This window comes from Streptomyces sp. P9-A4, from assembly GCF_036634195.1.
GTDB lineage: Bacteria > Actinomycetota > Actinomycetes > Streptomycetales > Streptomycetaceae > Streptomyces.
In genome coordinates, this window is sequence record NZ_JAZIFY010000001.1 from 1,360,199 (window position 1) to 1,378,439 (window position 18,241).

At 73.4% G+C, this 18,241-nt stretch carries 15 protein-coding genes; 5 read left to right on the top strand and 10 right to left on the bottom strand.

Annotated elements, in window-relative coordinates; genetic code table 11:
* Window positions 1-9: 9 nt before the first annotated feature.
* Genes V4Y03_RS06075 through V4Y03_RS06095 form a run of 5 tightly spaced genes read left to right on the top strand, consistent with a single transcriptional unit; the run spans window position 10 to window position 4,438 of the window.
* Window positions 10-816 (top strand): dihydrodipicolinate synthase family protein, encoded by an 807-nt coding sequence (locus V4Y03_RS06075; protein ID WP_317875319.1) that lies wholly within the window; start codon window positions 10-12, stop codon window positions 814-816.
* Entirely contained in the window at window positions 813-1,727 is a 915-nt protein-coding gene (locus V4Y03_RS06080; protein WP_332434251.1) for an iron-containing redox enzyme family protein, read from the top strand. The genes V4Y03_RS06075 and V4Y03_RS06080 overlap by 4 nt, the downstream gene beginning before the upstream one ends.
* Window positions 1,724-2,041, top strand: coding sequence for a Rieske (2Fe-2S) protein (locus tag V4Y03_RS06085; RefSeq protein WP_317875321.1), 318 nt, complete (start codon window positions 1,724-1,726; stop codon window positions 2,039-2,041). Before V4Y03_RS06080 ends, V4Y03_RS06085 begins: the two co-directional genes overlap by 4 nt.
* Window positions 2,038-3,489, top strand: coding sequence for a purine-cytosine permease family protein (locus V4Y03_RS06090; RefSeq protein ID WP_332434252.1), 1,452 nt, complete (start codon window positions 2,038-2,040; stop codon window positions 3,487-3,489). The genes V4Y03_RS06085 and V4Y03_RS06090 overlap by 4 nt, the downstream gene beginning before the upstream one ends.
* 4 nt (window positions 3,490-3,493) lie before the next feature.
* A complete protein-coding gene (locus V4Y03_RS06095; RefSeq protein WP_332434253.1) occupies window positions 3,494-4,438 on the top strand; it encodes a PDR/VanB family oxidoreductase in 945 nt (314 codons plus the stop codon).
* A 150-nt stretch (window positions 4,439-4,588) separates the two neighbouring features.
* Here the strand turns inward: V4Y03_RS06095 and V4Y03_RS06100 are convergent, their stop codons facing one another.
* From V4Y03_RS06100 to V4Y03_RS06145, 10 genes are all read right to left on the bottom strand, one after another.
* On the bottom strand, window positions 4,589-5,677 hold the full coding sequence (locus V4Y03_RS06100; RefSeq protein WP_317875324.1) for a Zn-dependent alcohol dehydrogenase: 1,089 nt from the start codon (window positions 5,675-5,677) through the stop codon (window positions 4,589-4,591).
* Window positions 5,678-5,696: 19 nt separating this feature from the next.
* Window positions 5,697-7,088 carry an aldehyde dehydrogenase family protein gene (locus V4Y03_RS06105; protein WP_332434254.1) on the bottom strand — a complete coding sequence of 464 codons (1,392 nt, stop codon included), beginning with the start codon at window positions 7,086-7,088 and terminating at the stop codon, window positions 5,697-5,699.
* Window positions 7,089-7,419: 331 nt separating this feature from the next.
* A complete protein-coding gene (locus V4Y03_RS06110; protein ID WP_332434255.1) occupies window positions 7,420-8,205 on the bottom strand; it encodes a class F sortase in 786 nt (261 codons plus the stop codon).
* A gap of 43 nt (window positions 8,206-8,248) precedes the next feature.
* Window positions 8,249-8,899, bottom strand: a complete 651-nt coding sequence (locus tag V4Y03_RS06115; protein WP_332434256.1) for a hypothetical protein — start codon at window positions 8,897-8,899, stop codon at window positions 8,249-8,251.
* A gap of 151 nt (window positions 8,900-9,050) precedes the next feature.
* Window positions 9,051-10,496: a CitMHS family transporter gene (locus V4Y03_RS06120; RefSeq protein WP_332437114.1), complete on the bottom strand. Its 1,446-nt coding sequence runs from the start codon at window positions 10,494-10,496 to the stop codon at window positions 9,051-9,053.
* Window positions 10,497-10,729: 233 nt separating this feature from the next.
* Window positions 10,730-12,952, bottom strand: coding sequence for a molybdopterin oxidoreductase family protein (locus V4Y03_RS06125; protein ID WP_332434257.1), 2,223 nt, complete (start codon window positions 12,950-12,952; stop codon window positions 10,730-10,732).
* Window positions 12,953-13,030: 78 nt separating this feature from the next.
* On the bottom strand, window positions 13,031-13,783 hold the full coding sequence (locus tag V4Y03_RS06130; protein WP_332437115.1) for a TetR/AcrR family transcriptional regulator: 753 nt from the start codon (window positions 13,781-13,783) through the stop codon (window positions 13,031-13,033).
* A gap of 41 nt (window positions 13,784-13,824) precedes the next feature.
* Window positions 13,825-15,165, bottom strand: coding sequence for a hypothetical protein (locus V4Y03_RS06135; protein ID WP_443079749.1), 1,341 nt, complete (start codon window positions 15,163-15,165; stop codon window positions 13,825-13,827).
* Window positions 15,162-16,028, bottom strand: a complete 867-nt coding sequence (locus V4Y03_RS06140; protein WP_443079750.1) for a hypothetical protein — start codon at window positions 16,026-16,028, stop codon at window positions 15,162-15,164. The genes V4Y03_RS06135 and V4Y03_RS06140 overlap by 4 nt, the downstream gene beginning before the upstream one ends.
* The gene (locus tag V4Y03_RS06145) at window positions 16,025-18,235 is read right to left on the bottom strand and encodes a right-handed parallel beta-helix repeat-containing protein (RefSeq protein ID WP_332434258.1); all 2,211 of its coding nucleotides are present in this window, start codon (window positions 18,233-18,235) and stop codon (window positions 16,025-16,027) included. Before V4Y03_RS06145 ends, V4Y03_RS06140 begins: the two co-directional genes overlap by 4 nt.
* Between the last annotated feature and the right edge of the window lie 6 nt (window positions 18,236-18,241).

Consider the following 18,241-nt stretch of genomic DNA (forward strand, 5'->3'; position numbering starts at 1 on the left):
GCCCCACTCATGCCTGGCACCTACTCCGGGACCGTCGTCCCGCTGATCACCCCCCTCGACGAGCACGGCACCGTCGACGAGCAGAGCGTGGTCCGTCTCCTGGACCACATCCGCGCCGAGGTCAACGGCCTCATGCCGGCGCTGACCTCCGGCGAGGGCTGGAAGCTCGACGCGGCGCAGTGGCGGGACGTCGTCACGTACACCGTGCGGCACGCGGGCGGACTGCCCGTCCTGGCCGGCATCCAGCTCCCCGACACCGCGGCCGTGATCGACCGGGCCCGTGAGGCCGCCGAGATCGGGGCCGACGCGATCGTCGTCACCACCCCGTTCGGCGCCGAGGTGACGCAGGACCAGATCGTCGAGCACTACAAGGCGATCCGCGCGGCCCTCGACATCCCGATCTTCCTCTACAACGAGGAGGCCCTCTCGGGCAACCGCATCGAGTTCGACACCCTGATCCGGATCTGCGAGGAGATCCCGGGGATCGTCGGCATCAAGGAGTCCAGCGGCGACGCCGCCTTCACCCGGAAGATGGCCGAGGCCGGCACCGGCATCCCGGTCTTCGAGGGCTGGGAGAACCTGCTCGTCGACGCCCGCGGCATCGACGGCTTCATCGGCCCGCTGGCCAACCTCGAACCCGGTCTGTGCAACGCGATGCTGGTCGACCCCACCCCGGACCGCCAGACGGAGATCAACACCGTCTGCGAGCGGTACGGCGTGTTCCTCGACGACTGGTACCGCTGGGTCAAGAAGGAGCTGCACCGGCGCGGCGTGATCAGCTCCCCGACCGTGCACGAGGAGGCGAAGGCGGCATGAGCACCACCCCCGCCTCCACCACCACCACCCCCACGTCCCCGGCCTCGACCGCCGCCGGTTCCCCCGTGCCGGTCGTCGCGCACTCGATCACGGCCCCGGCCGCGACCGCCCAGCGCGAGCTGCACGGCCTCTACCGGCGCGTCCCCAACCTCGGCGACTACGGGTCGATGGCCGCGATCGAGGAGCGGTGGATCCTGCCCAGGGCGAAGGCGTACGAGACCTCGGCGCCCCGCTTCGGCTCGGCCGGCGAACTGCTCCAGGCGCTCAAGGAGTTCCTCTCCGAGGAGGAGGCCTCGATCCCCGAGAGCGCCACCTTCCTCGCCGAGCACGCGACGCTCGAACAGTTCAAGGTCGTGGTGCGGCAGTTCGCCCTCGACGGCCTCACCGAGTCCGAGTCGCTGCTGCCGGTCGTCCCCCGGCTGCCGTACCGCTCGGCGATGGCGGTCTTCCGGGTCCTCATCGACGAACTCGGCTGCGGCAACGAGGAGAAGGCGCACTCGCAGCTCTACCGCGACCTGCTCACCGAGCTCGGCATGAGCCTGGACCTCGACGACTACCTCGACGAGACCACCCCGGAGTGCTTCGCCTACGTCAACATGTTCCACTGGCTGGCGAGCCGGGCGTCCTCCCCCCAGTACTTCCTGGGCGCGTACGCCTACTTCGAGACCAGCGTCCTGTACGCCTTCCAGAGCTTCGCCCGTGCGGCGCGGCGCCTCGGGATCGTCCACGACGCCTACTACACCGAGCACCTGTACATCGACTCCTACCACAGCAGCCATATGCGTACGGCGATCCGCGCCCTCGACGAACCCGACCTGGCCAAGATCTGGGCGGGGGTGCGACTGGCCTCCGACATCGTCGGCACGGCCACCGAGACGGCGATCGCGCGAGCCCGGGAGACCGTCGCATGACGGCCGTGCCCGCCGGGCGGCGGCGGGAGTCCGACGAACCCGCCGTCCGCCAGGTGACCGAGGAACTGATCCTGGTCGAGGTCGCCGGCCGCAAGGTCCTCGCGGCCGCCGTCTGCCCGCACCGCGGGGGCAGGCTCAAGTACGCCCGGGTCGACGGGGACAGACTCCGCATCACCTGCCCCCTGCACCACACGACCTTCGACCTGACCAGCGGCGAGCGCACCTCGGGCGCGCGCTGCGCGGCCCTCCGGGTGGTCGACGTGCTGCCCGGCGAGGACGCGCCCGGGGCGGCCCCGGCCGGGGGCGCCTCATGACCACCACACCGACCGGGGCGGCGTCCACCGTGACGTCGCCCCGCGCGGCGGTCGACCACGACGGCATCGCTCCGGTGCCCGAGGCCGAACGCACCTCGACACCGGGCGACTTCGGCTGGATCTGGCCGTCCGCCCAGTTCTCCTTCGGCACCGTCGTCCTCGGCGCGCTGCCCGTCGTCTTCGGTCTCGGCTGGTGGGCGTCGGCGAGCGCCATCGCGGTGGGCGTCGCCGTCGGCACGGCGCTGCTCGCGCCGCTCGCCCGGTTCGGCGTCCGCACCGGCACCAACGATCCGGTGGCGAGCGGGGCGCACTTCGGCGTGCGGGGCAGGGTCGTCGGCAACCTCCTCACGGTGGTGACCGCGCTCGGCTTCTTCGCCATCGCCGTGTGGACCGGCGGCACGGCCGTCATGGTCGCCGGGCACCGGCTGTTCTCCACCCCCACCGGCCCCGGCGCGCTGACCGCCGCGATGTTCGTGACGGCGGCGGCGGTCGCGCTGGTCGCCGTACGCGGCCACGAGACCCTCGTCCGTACCTACAAGGTCACCGCGGTCACCGGCGGCGCGGTCCTGCTCGGCACCGCGCTCGTCCTCGCCCCCGACTTCGACCCGGGGTACGCCGGCGGACCGCTCGCGCTGGACAGCGCACTGCACACCTGGCTGCTGGCGGCGACCGCGTCCGCGACCGTGCCCCTCTCGTACGCCACCTTCCAGGGCGACTACACCCGCTTCATGCCGGCCTCGACGCCCACCGGCCGGGTGGTGCGGGCCAGCGGGATCTCCATGTTCCTGAGCAGTCTCGCCGCGCTGCTCACCGGCGCGTACGTGACGACGCTGTTCCCGGTCCCCGACGATCCATGGCTCCAGGGCCTGACGGACGCGGTGCCCGGCTGGTTCGCGGTGGCGGTCGTCGTGTTCGGCTTCGCGGGCACCCTGCCGCAGGCCGGGCTCTGTCTGTACGCGGCCGGGCTCTCCGCCAACTCCGTGTTCTGGCGCTCCTCCCGGGCCGCCGTGACCACGGTGGTCGCGCTGCTCGCCGCGGCCGTGCTGTACCTCGGTGCGGTGGTGTACGACGCCATGGACGCGATGTCGGCGTTCGTGACACTGCTGCTCACGGTCGTCGCCCCCTGGGCGGCGGTACTCTCCGTCGGCTACGTGCTGCACCGGGGCCGGTACGACGCCGAGGCGCTGCGCACCTTCACCACGGGTGGCGGCGGGCGGTACTGGTACACCGGCGGGGTCAACCCGCGTGCGGTCACGGCCTTCGCCCTGGGCTCGGGCGTCGGGATCCTGTGGGTCAACAACCCGCTGTACACCGGGCCGTTGACCGACCTCACCGGCGGGGTCGACCTGAGCCTGCCGGCCTCCTTCACGGTCGCCGCCGTGCTGTACGGGGTGCTCTGCCGGGTGTGGCCCGAGCCGCTGCTGCCGCCGTCCCGAGCTTCGAGGTGATGCCATGTCCATGGTCCGGCTGACGGTCCGCTCGGTGCTCCGGGAGGCCGAGGGCGTCCTCGGGCTGCTGCTCGCCGACCCCACGGGGGCCGCTCTCGCCCCGTGGGAGCCGGGCGCCCATCTGGAGGTGACCCTGCCGTCCGGGGCGGTCCGGCACTACTCGCTCTGCGGCGACCCGGCGGACCGGAGCACGTACCGGCTCGGGGTGCTGCGCGAACCGGCGGGCCGGGGCGGCTCCGAGGAGATCCACACCTCGGTCGGGGAGGGCACGGTCCTCGGGGTGCGCGGCCCGTTCAACCGCTTCCCGCTGGTGCCCGCCGAGCGCTATCTGTTCCTCGCGGGCGGCATCGGCATCACCCCTCTGCTGCCGATGATCCGCTCGCTGCCGCCGGGGTCCTGGTCCCTGCTGTACGGCGGCCGGAGCCTGGCCTCCATGGCGTACCGCGAGGAACTCGCCGGACTCCCCGGGGTCACGCTCGTCCCGCGGGACACGGCGGGGCTGCCCGACCTGGACGGTGTCCTCGCCGGGCTGCCGGCGGACACGGCGGTGTACTGCTGCGGCCCGGAGGGGCTGCTGCGGGCGGTGGAGGAACGGTGGGCGGGGCCGCTGCACACGGAGCGGTTCGGGGCGGCGCCGGACGCGGGGGCCGAGGCGGAGGTCATCGCTGGGGCCACCGCGTCGGGCGGCTTCGAGGTGGAGCTGCGCCGGAGCGGTCTGACCCTGCGCGTGGAGCCCGGCCGGACCCTGCTCGACACCGTGCGCGAGGCGGTGCCGGGTGTCGCGTACTCCTGCGAGGAGGGCTGGTGCGGCACCTGCGAGACGAAGGTGCTCGCCGGGACACCCGAGCACCACGACTCCGTCCTCGGCGAGGACGAGAAGGCCTCGGGGACGACGATGATGATCTGCGTCGGCCGCGCCCGCGGCGACCGTCTGGTGCTCGACATCTGATCGACGTGCGGGAGCCCGTACCGGCGGGATCGACCGGTACGGGCTCCCGCACGTCGTCAGGGGGCAGGGGTCGGGGGTCAGGTCAGGTCAGGGGTCAGGGGTCAGGGGTCAAGGGTCAAGGGTCAAGGGTCAAGGGTCAGGGGTCAGGGGTCAGGGGAAGACGACCAGCGCTCGGCCGCCCTTGCCCGCGAGCATGTTGTCGAAGGCGCCCGGGATGCCCTCCAGGGTGATCCGCTCGGTGACGAGGGCGCCGAGGTCGAACCGGCCCGCCCTGATGTGCTCGGCGAGCACCGGCAGGTCCGCGGCCGGGTCGGAGTTGCCGTAGACGCATCCGGCGAGGGTACGGCCCCAGTGGAAGATCTCCAGGGCATTGAAGGTGACTTGCTGGTCCTTGCCGCCGATGCCGACGACCGTGGTCCGGCCGCCGCGCCGGGTGGACTCCCAGGCGGTGCGGATGGTCACGGCGCGGCCGACGCACTCGACGGCCACGTCGACGCCGTGGCCCCCCGTCAGCTTCCGGATGTCCTTGGCCGTGGTCGCGGAGGCGACGACGTACTCGGTGGCCCCCGCCGCCCGCGCCAGCTCCTCCTTCTCCGGGGAGACGTCCACGGCGACGATCGTCGAGGCCCCGGCGATCCGGGCGGCCTGGAGGGTGGCGAGGCCCACGCCGCCGACGCCGAACACCGCGACGGACTCGCCCGCCCGGACCCGGGCCGAGTGGTGGACCGCGCCCCAGCCGGTGAGGACGGCGCAGCCCAGCAGCGCGGCGTCGGTGAGCGGCACTCCGTCGGGAGCCGGAAGGACGCAGCGCGCCGCGACGACGGTCTCCTCGGCGAAGGCGGCGACGTTGAGACCGGGGTGGAGCGGGGTGCCGTCCACGGTGTGGGCGTGGACGTTCGCCGCGCCGGTCAGGGCGTCGGCGCAGAGCCAGACCTCGCCCAGCGAGCAGGGGTGGCAGACGCCGCAGGACGGCGCCCAGTTGAGGACGACCCCGTCGCCGGGGGCGACATGGGTGACGCCCTCGCCGACGGAGACCACGGTGCCGGCGCCCTCGTGGCCGAGGACGGCCGGGACCGGCAGGCGCATGGTGCCGTCGGAGAGGGACAGGTCGGAGTGGCAGACCCCGGCGGCGGCGAGCCGGACCCTGACCTGGCCGGGGCCGGGCTCGGGAAGCTCGATGTCGGTGATCTCCAGCGGCGAGCCTACGGCGGGCAGGACGGCGGCGCGGATCGTGCTCACGTGGACGGCTCCTCGGGGCTCAGAACTGGAGGGACTTGGTCTGGAGGTACTCGGCGAGGCCGTGCGCGCCGAGTTCGCGGCCGACGCCCGACTGCTTGTAGCCGCCGAAGGGGGCCAGCGGGTTGAACCGGCCGCCGTTGATGTCGACCTGGCCCGTCTCCATGCGGCGGGCGAAGGCGACGGCCGCCTCGGGCTCGCCCCAGACGGCCCCGGCGAGGCCGTAGACGGTGCCGTTGGCGATGGCCAGGGCCTCGTCCTCGTCCTCGTACCGGAGGAGCGAGACGACGGGGCCGAAGATCTCCTCCTGGGCGATGGTCATCTCGGGGGTGACGTCGGCGAAGACGGTCGGGGAGACGTAGTAGCCGGTCTCGCGCGGGGCCTCGGGGCCGCCGGCCACGAGCCGGGCGCCCTCCTCGACGCCCTTCTCGATGTAGCCGAGGACGCGCCGCTGCTGCTTGGCGTTGACCAACGGGCCGACGCGCTCGCCGGGGACGTACTTGGCGACGGCCTCGGCGGCGAGCGCCACCGCCTCCTCGTACCGGTCGGCGGGGATCAGCATCCGGGTCCAGGCGCTGCACGTCTGGCCGGAGTTGGACATGACGTTCGCGATGCCGACGGCGACGGCCTTGGGGAGGTCGGCGCTCGGCAGGATCACGTTGGCGGACTTGCCGCCGAGTTCGAGGGCGACCCGCTTGACGGCGCCGCCCGCGAGGGCGCCGATGCGGCGGCCGACGGCGGTGGAGCCGGTGAAGGAGACGAGGTCGACGTCCGGATGCTCGGCGAGCGCCTGGCCCGCGACCGGGCCGAGCCCGGTGACCAGGTTGAACACTCCGGCGGGCAGCCCGGCCTCGTGGACGGCCTCGGCGAAGAGCTGGGCGGTGAGCGGGGTGTCTTCGGCGGGCTTGAGGACGGTCGTGCAGCCGGCGGCGAGGGCCGGGGCGACCTTGGCGACGACCTGGTGGAGCGGGTAGTTCCAGGGGGTGATGGCGCCGACGACGCCGACCGGCTCCGCGTAGACGGTGGAGTTGCCGACCTTCTCCTCGAAGGGGTGGGTGGCGGCCAGTTCCGCGTACGAGCCGGCCACGGCGATCGGCAGTCCGGCGTGGACGGCGGCGGCGAGCTGCGGCGGGGCGCCGAGTTCGGCGGTGACGGTGGCGGCGATCTCCTCCGCGCGGGCGGCGAGGGCGTCGCGCAGGGCGGCGATACGGGCTCCGCGCTCGGCGGGCGGGGTCGCGGCCCAGCCGGGCAGGGCGGCGCGGGCGGCCCGTACGGCGGCGTCGACGTCCTCGGCGGTGCCGGCCGGGACGTGGCCGATGACCTGCTCGTCCGCCGGGTTGACCACGGCGATCGTGTCGGAGCCCGCGGCGGGGCGCCACTCCCCGCCGATGTACATCGCGTCGTGCGCCTTCATCCGCTCTCTCCTCACGCTGCCGACGGGTGCGTCGGCGACCGGTTCACCGTCCGCACCAAACTAGCGCTGTTAGTTTTCACGCGCCAGAGCTTCGGGGGTGGGCCGGGTCTCCGCGGCCGGGGGTCGCCGCGGCCGGGGGTCGCCGCGGCCGGGGGTCGCCGCGGCCGGGGCTCTCCGTGGCCCAAGCTCTCCGCGGCCCGGCTCATCGTGCCGGGCTTCGGCCGGGCAGTGGCCCTGGCGGAGGAACCGCCGCGCCCCGGCGGGCGCGCACGCCGGTTGGCGCGGGCCCGCCGGGGCGGGGAGAACGACGGACGCGGCTGGGGTCCGCCGGTCAGATCTTCCGGGCGATGTCGGTGAGGTGGGCGAAGACGACGATGTTCGCCTCGTAGCCCGTCCTGCGGTCGAAGGCGCCTCCGCAGGTCAGCAGCCGCAGTTCGGGCCGCCCGGTGGCGCCGTACACCTCCTTGTCGGGGAAGTCGGCCTTGGCGTACGTCCGGACGCGGTCGACCGTGAAGACGGCGACCCTGCCGTCCGCGCGGGCGACCCGGACGGTGTTGCCGGGGCTGAGCGAGTCGAGGTTGAGGAAGACGGCCGGCCCGGTACGGGTGTCGCGGTGGCCGACGACGACGGCGGTTCCACGCTCCCCCGGGGTCACCCCCTTCCCGTACCAGCCGACGACCCGGGGGTTGTCGACGGGCGGCGTCGCGAGCCGCCCCGCCGCGTCCAGGCCGAGTTCGGTCACCGGCGCCTCGATGGTGATGGCCGGGACGGCGACGGCGGTGGGACGCGAACGGGACAGCGGCGAGGGCGGCGGTACGGGCCGGGGGGCGGCCTTCGGCCGGGGCGAGGCCGGAGGCCGGTTCGCCGCACCCTCCCGGGCCTTGGCCTTGCGGTCCAGCCCGGCCGGCGCTCCGGCCGCCGCCCGTGCCCCGGTCGCGCCGGGCGCGACCGGGGCGACGGCGAGCGGTCCGTCGGCCGGTTCCTCGCCTCCGGCCCACCAGACGCCCCCGGCCACCAGGACCACGGTCACCGTCACGGTCCTGGCGAGCCGGAACAGGCGCCGGCGCCTGCGCGAGAGGCGGGACGGGCCGTGCGGCGCCGATGCCCCGCGCGTCACCGGCGCCCTGCGCGTGGCCGATGCCGTACGCGTCGCCGAAGCCCTACGCGACGCCATCGTCGCGGCGGCGCGAGCGGCGGATCAGGACCAGTCCGGCCGTACCGGCGAGTCCGGCCGCGACGGCCGCCCCGACGCCGAACGCGGAGGAGTCCTGGGCCGCGATGTCCGCGCTGCCGCCGCCACCCGCGCCGACCGGACCGTGCGGGGGCTTGCCGGGACCGTGTCCGCCGGGGCCGCCACCGGGGCCGCCGTTGCCGTTGCCGCCGGTCGTGACGTCACCGGGGCAGTCGACCTTGAAGACCTTGTGCTTGCCGGCCCCGTTCTCGCCCTCGAAGGTCCAGACGAGCTTGTACTGGCCATTGGGCAGCGACAGCGGGCGGGTATTGCCCTTGCCGATGCCGCCGAGGGTGATGTGGCCGCTGAGCTGCGGGCCGTCGGCCTTGGGTGGCTGCGGGCTGATCTCCCAGTCGACCTCTTGCAGATTGTCGAAGTTGAAGGCCGCCAGGTAGAACTTGCAGACCTTCGGCTCGTCGTTCTGGGAGTCGGCGGGCGTACCCACCTTGTGGATCTTCACATCACCGTTGTCGCCGGGGGCGGCGAAGGCGGCCGGGGCGGCGGCGAGCGAGAGGCCGCCGAGCGCGAGCACGGCGGCCGTGGCGGTCATGGCGAGGGGACGGGTGGTACGAGCGGTCATGCGGGGGCCTCCGGAGGGGCATCGTCAGAGATGAGCCGATAATCGGACTATCTGTGACGACAGCGGCACGAAGGGTGGCGACTTGCCCACGCCACCCTCCGAAGTCGCCCGTCCGGCTCAGACCCCGACCGGGGCCCGAACCGGACCCGGGTCAGATGATCCCGAAGAGGATTCCCGCCGCGAGAACGACCAGCGAGGTCAGCGCGGCCCACTTCACCGTGAACTTGGTGTGGTCGCCGAACTCCACCTTCGCCATGCCGACGAGGACGTAGACGGCGGGCACCAGCGGGCTCGACATGTGCAGCGCCTGGCCGACCAGCGAGGCCCGCGCGATCTCCAGCGGCGAGACACCGTGCGCCGCACCCGCCTCGGCGAGAACCGGCAGCACACCGAAGTAGAAGCCGTCGTTCGACATGAAGTACGTGAGCGGGAGGCTCAGCACACCGGTCACCAGCGCCATGTGCGGACCCATGCCGGCGGGGATGGCGTCGACCAGCCAGTCGGCCATGTGCTTGACCATGCCCGTGCCGGTGAGCACACCGGTGAAGACGGCGGCGGCGAACACCATGCCGGAGACGTTGAGGACGTTGTCGGCGTGAGCGGCGATACGCGCCTTCTGCTCGGTCATGTTCGGGTAGTTCACGGTCAGCGCGAGGGCCGCGCCGAGGAGGAACAGCACCGGGATCGGCATGAGTTCGAGGATCATCGCGGCGAGCAGCGCGACCGTCAGACCGGCGTTGAACCAGTACAGCTTGGGCCGCAGCGTCGCCCGCTTCGGGTCGAGCCCCTGAAAGCCCTCGTCACCCCGCGCGCCGTCGCCTCCATCGACACCGGCCGCACCCGTACCCGTATCGGCACCAGCACCTGCACCCGCACCCGCACCCGCGGCCGGCTTCGCCGACGTGCCCGTACCGTCGGCGCCGCCACCCGCGCCGACCAGCACGGTCTCGCTCTCCGGCACCAGGGCCTCGTCCAGCGTGAGGTAGCCGATGCGCTTGCGCTCACGGCGGCCGAGGACGTACGCGAGGACGAAGACGAAGAGCAGGCCGACACCGAGCGCCGGGATCATCGGGACGAAGATGTCGGCGGCGTCCAGCTTGAGGGCGGTCGCGGCGCGGGCCGTGGGACCGCCCCAGGGCAGCGTGTTCATGACGCCGTTCGCGGTCGCGGCGACACCCGTCATGACCACCAGGCTCATCCCGAGCCGCTTGTACAGCGGATACATCGCCGAGACGGTGATCATGAACGTGGTAGAGCCGTCGCCGTCCAGCGAGACGATCGCGGCGAGCACCGCCGTACCCACGACGACCCGCACCGGGTCGGCCTTGCAGAAGCGCAGGATGCCCCGGACGATCGGGTCGAAGAGGCCGACGTCGATCATCACGCCGAAGTAGACGATGGCGAACATCAGCATGGCGGCCGTCGGCGCCAGCTTGCCGACGCCTTCGATGACGTAGTCGCCGAGCTGGGCCCCCTGTCCGACCGCGACGCAGAAGAGCGCGGGAATGAGTACGAGCGCCGCGATCGGCGACATCTTTTTCATCATGATCAGGACCAGGAAGGTCGCGATCATGGCGAAGCCGAGGACGGTCAGCATGGAGGACACCTCACGTTCACCGTTGAACTGCCGCCGAGCGGCGGTCCGCATGACGGTAGGTGTCCTCTTCCGCTGTTAACAAGATGTTGACGCGTGAGCAATACGAGCAAAACCCCAGGTCAAGGCGGTGGCGCTCAGGGCAGCACCTCGGACGGGGCAGACTGGCGTGCCCCGGGCGGGGCCGGTCGGCGTCCCCCGGCGGGGCCGGTCGCGGGGCCGGCTGGTGGGGCCGGCTAGTGGTCCGGCTGCGGGGCCGGCAGCACAGGTGACACCTGTACGGGGAAGCCGTTCAGCACGGCGGTGCCCGACAGGGGGTCGATCCGGGAGCCGTCCAGCAACTGGTTGACGTTGACCCCGGGGCGCGTGGACGCCACCGAGAGCCGGGCGCCGGTCCGGTCGTGACCCCAGCCGTGCGGGATGCTCACCACCCCCGGCCGCATCCCCTCGCTCACCTCGACGGGCACCTCAAGCTCACCGCCCTCGCCCTTCACCCGGGCGAGGCCGCCGTCGGTCAGCCGCAGCCGGGCCGCGTCCTCGGGGTGCACCTGGAGGGTGCACCGGTTCGAACCGCCCTCGAGCGCCGGGGTGTTGTGCAGCCAGCTGTTGTTGGAGCGCAGATGGCGGCGCCCGACGAGCCGGAGGGTGCCCGGGTCGGGTACGGCGTGCAGCGCGGCGCGCAGCCGGGGCAGGTCGGCGGCCAGCGGCGCGGGGAACAGTTCGATCCGGCCGCTGCGGGTCTTGAGCAGCTGGGGCACGCGCGGCTTCAAGGGGCCGAGGTCCAGGCCGTGCGGGTGCGCCCGCAGCTCGTCGAGGGTGAGCCCGTACGCCCCGAGGCGGAGCATGAGGTCGAGCCGGCGCTCGGGCCCGGTCTCCCCGGTCAGCCCCGCCGCGAACTCCCGTGGGTCCACGCCGTGGGCGGGCGAGTGCTCCTGAGTCACGGCCTTGGCCAGGGTGGTGTCGATCGCGAGCTGGTCGACGGCGGACGGCGGGGCGCCGTGCATCCCCGACACGGCGAGGATCAGCCGGGCGTGGATCTCGCACTCGTCCATGCGGTCCGCTTCGAGGGGCAGGGCGGCGGGGGTGTAGCGGACCTGGTTCCGTACGGCGAAGTTGTTGAAGGCGTAGTCGAAGTGGGCGCTCCGGGACGGCGGGGGCGGCGGCAGCAGGACGTCGGCGTGGCGGGTGGTCTCGTTGAGGTAGGGGTCGACGGCGACCATCAGGTCGAGGGTGGCGAGGGCCGCGTCCAGGCGGTCGCCGTCGGGGGCGGACAGGACGGGGTTGGCGGCGACGGTGATCAGCGCCCGGATTCGCCCCTCCCCCGGTGTCTCGATCTCCTCGGCCAGCGCGACGAGCGGCAACTCCCCCTTGACCTCGGGGTGGTGCGAGACCCTGCTGTGCCGGCGGCCGAGGGCGAATCCCTTCCCGGGTGCGGCGGGGCGCGGGGCGGGCGCGGTGGCGGAGAGGGGGAAGAGGGCGCCGCCGGGCCGGTCGAGGTTGCCGGTGAGGATGTTGAGGACGTCGACGAGCCAGTTGGCGAGGGCGCCGTGCTCCACGGTGGAGCTGCCCATCCGCCCGTAGACGGCGGCGGTGGGCGCGGCGGCCAGTTCCCGGGCGAGGGCGCGGATGGTGTCCGCGTCCACGTCGCAGGCGTCGGCGACCGCCTCGGGGGTGAACTCCCGCATCGCCGCCCGTACCTCCTCGACCCCCTCCACATGGGCGGCGAGCGGGCCGAGGCCGGTGAGTCCCTCCTCGAAGAGGGTGTGGGCGAGGGCGGCGAGGAGGAGCGCGTCGGTGCCGGGGCGGATCGGGACGTGCCGGTCGGCGAGCCGGGCGGTGCGGGTGCGCCGGGGGTCGACGACGGTGAGGGTGCCGCCGCGCCGGCGCAGCGCCTTGAGCCTGCCGGGGAAGTCGGGGGCCGTGCACAGGCTGCCGTTGGAGTCCAGCGGGTTGGCTCCGAGGATCAGCAGGTGATCGGTGCGGTCCAGGTCCGGCACGGGGACGGCGAAGGGGTCTCCGAACAACAGGCCGCTGGACACGTGCTTGGGCATCTGGTCGAGCGTGGACGCCGTGAAGAGGTTCCGGGTGCGCAGCGCGCCGATCAGCAGGGGCGGGTAGAGCGAGCCGGCGATCGTGTGCGCATTGGGGTTGCCCAGGACGATACCCACGGCGTCCGGGCCGTATTCCTCCATCAGCGGTCGGATTCTGGCGGCGATCGTGTCGAAGGCTTCTTCCCAGGTGGCCTCGCGGAGCCGGCCGTCCTCGCGGACCAGCGGGCCGCGCAGCCGGTCCGGGTCGGCGTCGATCTCGGGGAAGGCGGCGCCTTTCGGGCAGACGAAGCCCCGGCTGAAGACGTCGTCACGGTCGCCGCGGGCGCCGGTGACACGGGTCCCCTCGATCGTCAGGGCGAGTCCGCAGGTCGCTTCGCAGAGGGGACAGATGCGCAGGGCGGTGGACATGGAGTCTCCCTGGGGCGGCGTCGGGTGACGCCGAGCATACCGACCGGTAGGCACGTACAGGGAGGGGTCTGCGGGAGGTTACGAGAGCGAGGGCACCAGATAGGCGTAGAGCAGCTGGCGGGTCTCGTCGACGAGCGCCGGATCGCCGGCCGGGTCGGTACGGAAGGCGAGCCTGACGAGGGCGTCGGCGGTCTCGACGCCGACCAGGACCTTCCGCCGCAGGTCGTCGTCGGCGGGCCGGTGCAGATGGGTGGCGATCAGCGCGCAGATCCGCTCGGCGACCAGCCGGTTGGGATCCTCGACGTCGATTCCGGCCGCACTCCCGCCTTCGCCTCCGGCCCGGTCGTCGCCTTCGCCTCCGGAGGCCTCCTCGCGGTCGCGCCCCGCAGGACCGCCGCGCGCCTCGTCGCGTCCGCCCGCGCCTTCCCCGGGCGCGGCGGCGGGCACCCCGAAGTCGATGAGCGCGAAGCCGGGGACGGTCCGCTTCATCGCGATGAACTCGTCCAGGACGCCGTCGATGGCCCCGTGCGCGTCGAGGAACGGCGCCTCGGCGAACCGGTCCGAGATCCGCCGGGCGTACTCGTCCAGGTTGCGGTGGGCGAGGGCGGCCACCATCGCCCGCTTGTTGCCGAAGAAGCGGTAGACGGAGCCGATGGGGACTCCGGCGCGGCCGGCGACGGCACGGGTACTCAGCTGCTCGTACCCGGTCTCGTCGAGCAGGACGGCGCAGGCGTCGAGGATCCGGGCGAGCCGCTCGGCACTGCGCTGCTGTACGGGGGCGCGGCGGAGCACGGGCGGGGTCTGGGTTCGCGTCTGGGGCACGGGGACCATGATGCCGCTCCCGTCGGGCGGTCGGACGGCGGGCATCGGCTTCAGGCGATCAGCAGGCCGATGCCGCCGAGGGTGTACGCGATCATCAGCACGAACAGCGGGAGTTGTCCGGCGACGGCGCGGTCGGGCGGGAACAGGCGGACCGACCGGTCGTGGGCGGCGATCACACCGAGGACGTGACCGGTGACGATCGCCGAGACCTGGAGCGTCGCGAGGCCGCCGGGGCCCAGTGGCGGGGCGGGTGCGAGGGCGTTGTCAGTGCCCCCTGCCAAGATGACCGTGCGTGGCCCTTCGGTGACGAAGAGCGAGAAGTAGTGGGCGACGAGATAGCCGAGGGCGATGGGCAGGAGCGAGTGGGCGAAGGAGGTGAGCGGGTTGGTGACGGTGCGGTTCACGAGGCGCAGGGCGCCCGCGCAGAGTCCGTAGCAGGCGGCGGCGAGGGCGACGGCGGCGAGGAGGCCGAGGGTGGCCGTGGGGGCGGGTCCGAGGGGTGAGGTCTGGAGGGTGGTGATCCAGCGGGGATTGTCGGAGAGGCCGTCGTAGGCGGTGGAGCCGAGGAGGACACAGACGGTGGCGACGAGGCCGGGCGTCTGCGGGGTGGCGTCGAGGCCGTGGAAGGGGGAGCGGACGACCAGCCGGCCGTCGGCCCGACGGCCCAGCGGGGAGAGCCGGGCGAGAAGGGAGGAGTAGACCTCGAAGGGGTCGGCGTGGGCGAACCAGGTGGCGCCGTAGCGGGCGGCGCCGAGGAGCTGGACGGAGGTGTGGATGCCGAGGGCGACGAGGAGGGTGACCGTGGAGGTGTTGTCGGGGACGACGAGTTCGAGCCAGGTGAAGAGGAGGAGTCCGGCGGCGGCGGGGCGGATGCCGAGGGCGGCGGGGAGGGGGCGGGGAGTTCGCGGCGGGTGAAGGGAGTGGAGGGCGCGCAGGGGGTTGAGGAGGCGCCAGACGGGGCCGAGGAGGAGGGAGGCGGGGACGAGTCCGACCCAGAGGAGGACGTAGAGGGCGCCGGGGGCGGGGTTGCGGTCCGGGTCGTCGGGGCCGAAGAGGAGGTGGAGGAGGACGACGAGGGCGCCGGCGGCGCCGAGGAGACGGAGGGCGGTACGGGTGGCGGGGGCGTCGGCCACCCGTTGGAGGGCGGCGGGGAGCGGGCGGCCCGACCGGTCGCCGCGGAAGCGGGAGGTGGACCAGAGCAGGCCGAGGGCGAGGAAGGAGATGAGGAGCGCGGCGAAGGCGCCCGCGTAGGCGTAGAACGGCGAGAGGGGGAGGTCGTGTTGTGAGCCGATGCCGTGGGCGAGCGGTATCCCGACCACGGGGGCGGGGGCCTGGGCGGCCCCGGCGCCCCAGGCGGCCTGGGCGGCCGCCTGGGTGAGGGGTCCGGTCATCGGACGACGAGTTGGGTGAGCACGAGTCCGGACTCGTGGGTCTCCACCTCGAAGAGACCGGTGCGGTCGACCGTGAAGGTGAGGGTCGCGGGTGTGCCGGGGGTGAGGGGCAGTTCACGGTCGTAGCCGTGGACGTGGACGGTGTCGGCGCGGTCGCCGGTCACCCGGAGGGTGAGGCGTTCGCCCTTCTTGAGCTCGATGCGGGAAGGGGGTGGCGCGACGGTCTTGCCGGTGATGGTGAGGGTGACGGTGCGGCCGGGTTCGGGCACGGGGGAAGCGGTCGGGCGGGGGCTCGGCGAGGTGGCGGAGGGAGAGGCGACGGGAGGGGAGGTGGCCTGGCCGGGGCCCGAGGTGGTGGGGCCGGCGCCCAGGCGGAGGGTGGCCTGGACGGGGGCGCCGGCGACGGCCCAGACCGTGTGGTCGTCGGCGTGGAGCCGGACGGTCAGGGTGTGGGCGCCGGGCGGTACGTACCCCCAGGGGCCGTAGAGGCGGGCGGTCTCCTTGCCGTCGACGAGGAGGCGGGCGTGGCCGCGGCCCGGGAGGGCCGCGCCGCCGGTGCTCTCGGGGGTGAAGCGGAACCTCTCCACGACGAGGTGGACGTTCCAGCCGCCCTCGCTGTCGGGAAGGGCGTCGGCGCGGACGGTGGGCGCGTCCGTCGTGGGCAGTTCCCTGAGCCGGTGCCCGGCCTCGTCCCGGGCCGGGAGCAGGGTGCCGCTGCTTCCGGTGTCCTCCTGGTGGCTGGTTCCGGGCTTGTGGTGGGTGGTGGCCCGGCCGCCGCAGCCCACCAGGGTCACGGCGGCGGCGAGGACGAGCGCCAGCGGCGCGAGGGGGAGGCGGGGCGTGGCCCGCCGCGTGCGGGTCACGCCGTCCCCTCCTCGTGCGGCCGGGCCTCGGAGGGCGCGGAACCGGGGGCGGGAGCACGACCGGAGCCGGAGCCGCTTCGGGAATCGGAGCCGGAGTCGGAGCCGGACGGGGAGCCGGACCGGGAGCCCTCGGGTGCGGAGCCGGACCCCGGCACGGCTGCCAGTTCGGCTTCGGGGGTGGGCGGGTTTTCGGGTGACGGGTTCGGGGTGCGGGCGCCGGCGGCGACCACGGCCCACAGGACCCACACCACGCCGAGGAGCAGGCGGAGCCAGGCCGGGCTCACGGGGATGCCCGGGACCATCAGGACCGCCTTGTCGAAGGCGTCGAGGAGGGTGAGGGCGCCGAGGGCCACGGTGGTCCAGGCGAGGACCGGGCGGGTGGGACGGAGGGCGAGGCCCAGGAGGGTCCACCACATGCCGGTGAGGAGCAGTGCGAGGGCCGGGACGACGGTCGGGGTGAGGGCGAGGGTCGAGCCGGCCACGTCGAGGGCCAGGCCTGCCAGGCCGAGGAGGGAGGCGACGGTGGCGAGCCTGCTGCCGCGGAGGCGGCGCCACCAGAGGGCGAAGCCGGCCAGGGCGAGGACGAGGGCGCTGCCGAGGGCGAGTTGGGTCTCGACGCGCTGGATGCCCCGGGCGCCGTACCAGTCGCAGCCGGCGGGGAGGCGGCGGGCCTGGACGTTGTAGTCGGCGCAGACGAGGAGCTGGGCGAGTTTGACGGGTTCGCCGACGAGCCGGTCGGTGTTGCCGGAGACCTCGCCGCGGCGGGCGCCGCAGCCGGGCAGGGCGCCGGGGGTGGCGGCTCCGGCGTCGGTCTGCCAGCAGTTGCCGCCGCCCTGGCCGTCCCACCAGACGTCACTGCGGTTGGGGCGGGAGTTGCCGGACTTGTCGACGCCGAGGTGGTTGTCCGCGTAGCGGTTGTGGTGGGAGGTGTCGGTCTGCTTGCCCCAGGCGGACTCGCCGCGGATGAAGGCGGGGACGGCGTTGAGGAAGAAGGCGGCGCGCTGGTGGCCGTAGACCCAGTTGTTCTCGTAGAGGTTCCAGTTTCCGCCGGCGGTGATGATGCCGGTGCCGGGGGGCATGGAGATCTGCGGGCAGACGACGCCCTGTTCGTAGCCGCGGTCGACGGGCGGCTTGGCGCAGGTTCCGTCGGCGACGTAGGGGTAGTAGTTCGAGTTGTTGTCGTGGATCAGGTTGCGCTCGAAGTGGGCGTGGTTCTGGGGCAGTCCGGGGTGTCCGGGGAAGGCGGAGTCCATGGAGGCGCCGCCCATGTTGTGGTCGAACTCGTTGTCGTGGACCCAGACGGAGTCTCCGGCGGTGCCGGAGTAGCCGACCATGTTGTGGTGGCTGCGGCAGCCGGTGATCTCGATGGAGTAGCGGGGGACGTCGTAGCCGCGGCCGTTGTTGATGTTGGAGGCCGAGCCGGGGTAGATGCCGGAGTCGCCGTTGCCGTAGGACTCGCAGTTCTTGTAGAGGCCGTGGTCGGAGGCGAAGGTGAGGAAGCCGTACTCGTCGTTCCAGCGGGTGAGGACGTCGTCGATGACGAAGCCGTCGGCGGCGAGCACGTAGAGCGAGTTGAACGTGGTGCGCTGGGCGGTGAAGTTGCGGAAGTAGACGCCGTCGGTGCCGTCGGCGCGCACGGCGTTGAGCTTGCGGTACTTGGCGTCGATGACGACGTCGAGCCGGGAGGCGCCGGTGCCCTCGATCTGGAGGTCCTTCTTGCCGAGGATGGCGACGAGGTTCTGGTTGTGCGGGCACTGCCGCTGCTGCTCGTAGCTGAGGATCTGGTAGCCGAGGGCGGAGTTGGGGGCCTTGAGGGTGGCGCAGGCTCCGGCCGGCGGCGGCAGGGAGGGCTCCTCCTCGTAGAGGCCGGGGAGGATCGCGATGGTGAGGCCGGGCCGGTCGACGGCGTCCACGGCCTGCTGGAGGTGGCGGTAGCCGCTGCGGGCGCAGCGTTCGAAGAGGGCGAGGTTGCGGGCCTTGAGGGTGGCGGGGAAGCCGGAGACGCGACGCGCGAAGTCGGTCCGGTCGGTCTTGCAGACGAGGAGGTCGGGTTCCCCGGTGCGGAGCTTCGGCACGCTGCCGGAGCCGTCGGGGAAGGTGACGGGCCGCTCCTCGTGGGCCTGGGCCCCGGGTGCGGTGAGCAGGGCCGCGGCGAGTGCCGCGAGCACCGCGGTGAGCGCGAGGACGAACCTTCGGGTCCAGGACATGCGCGT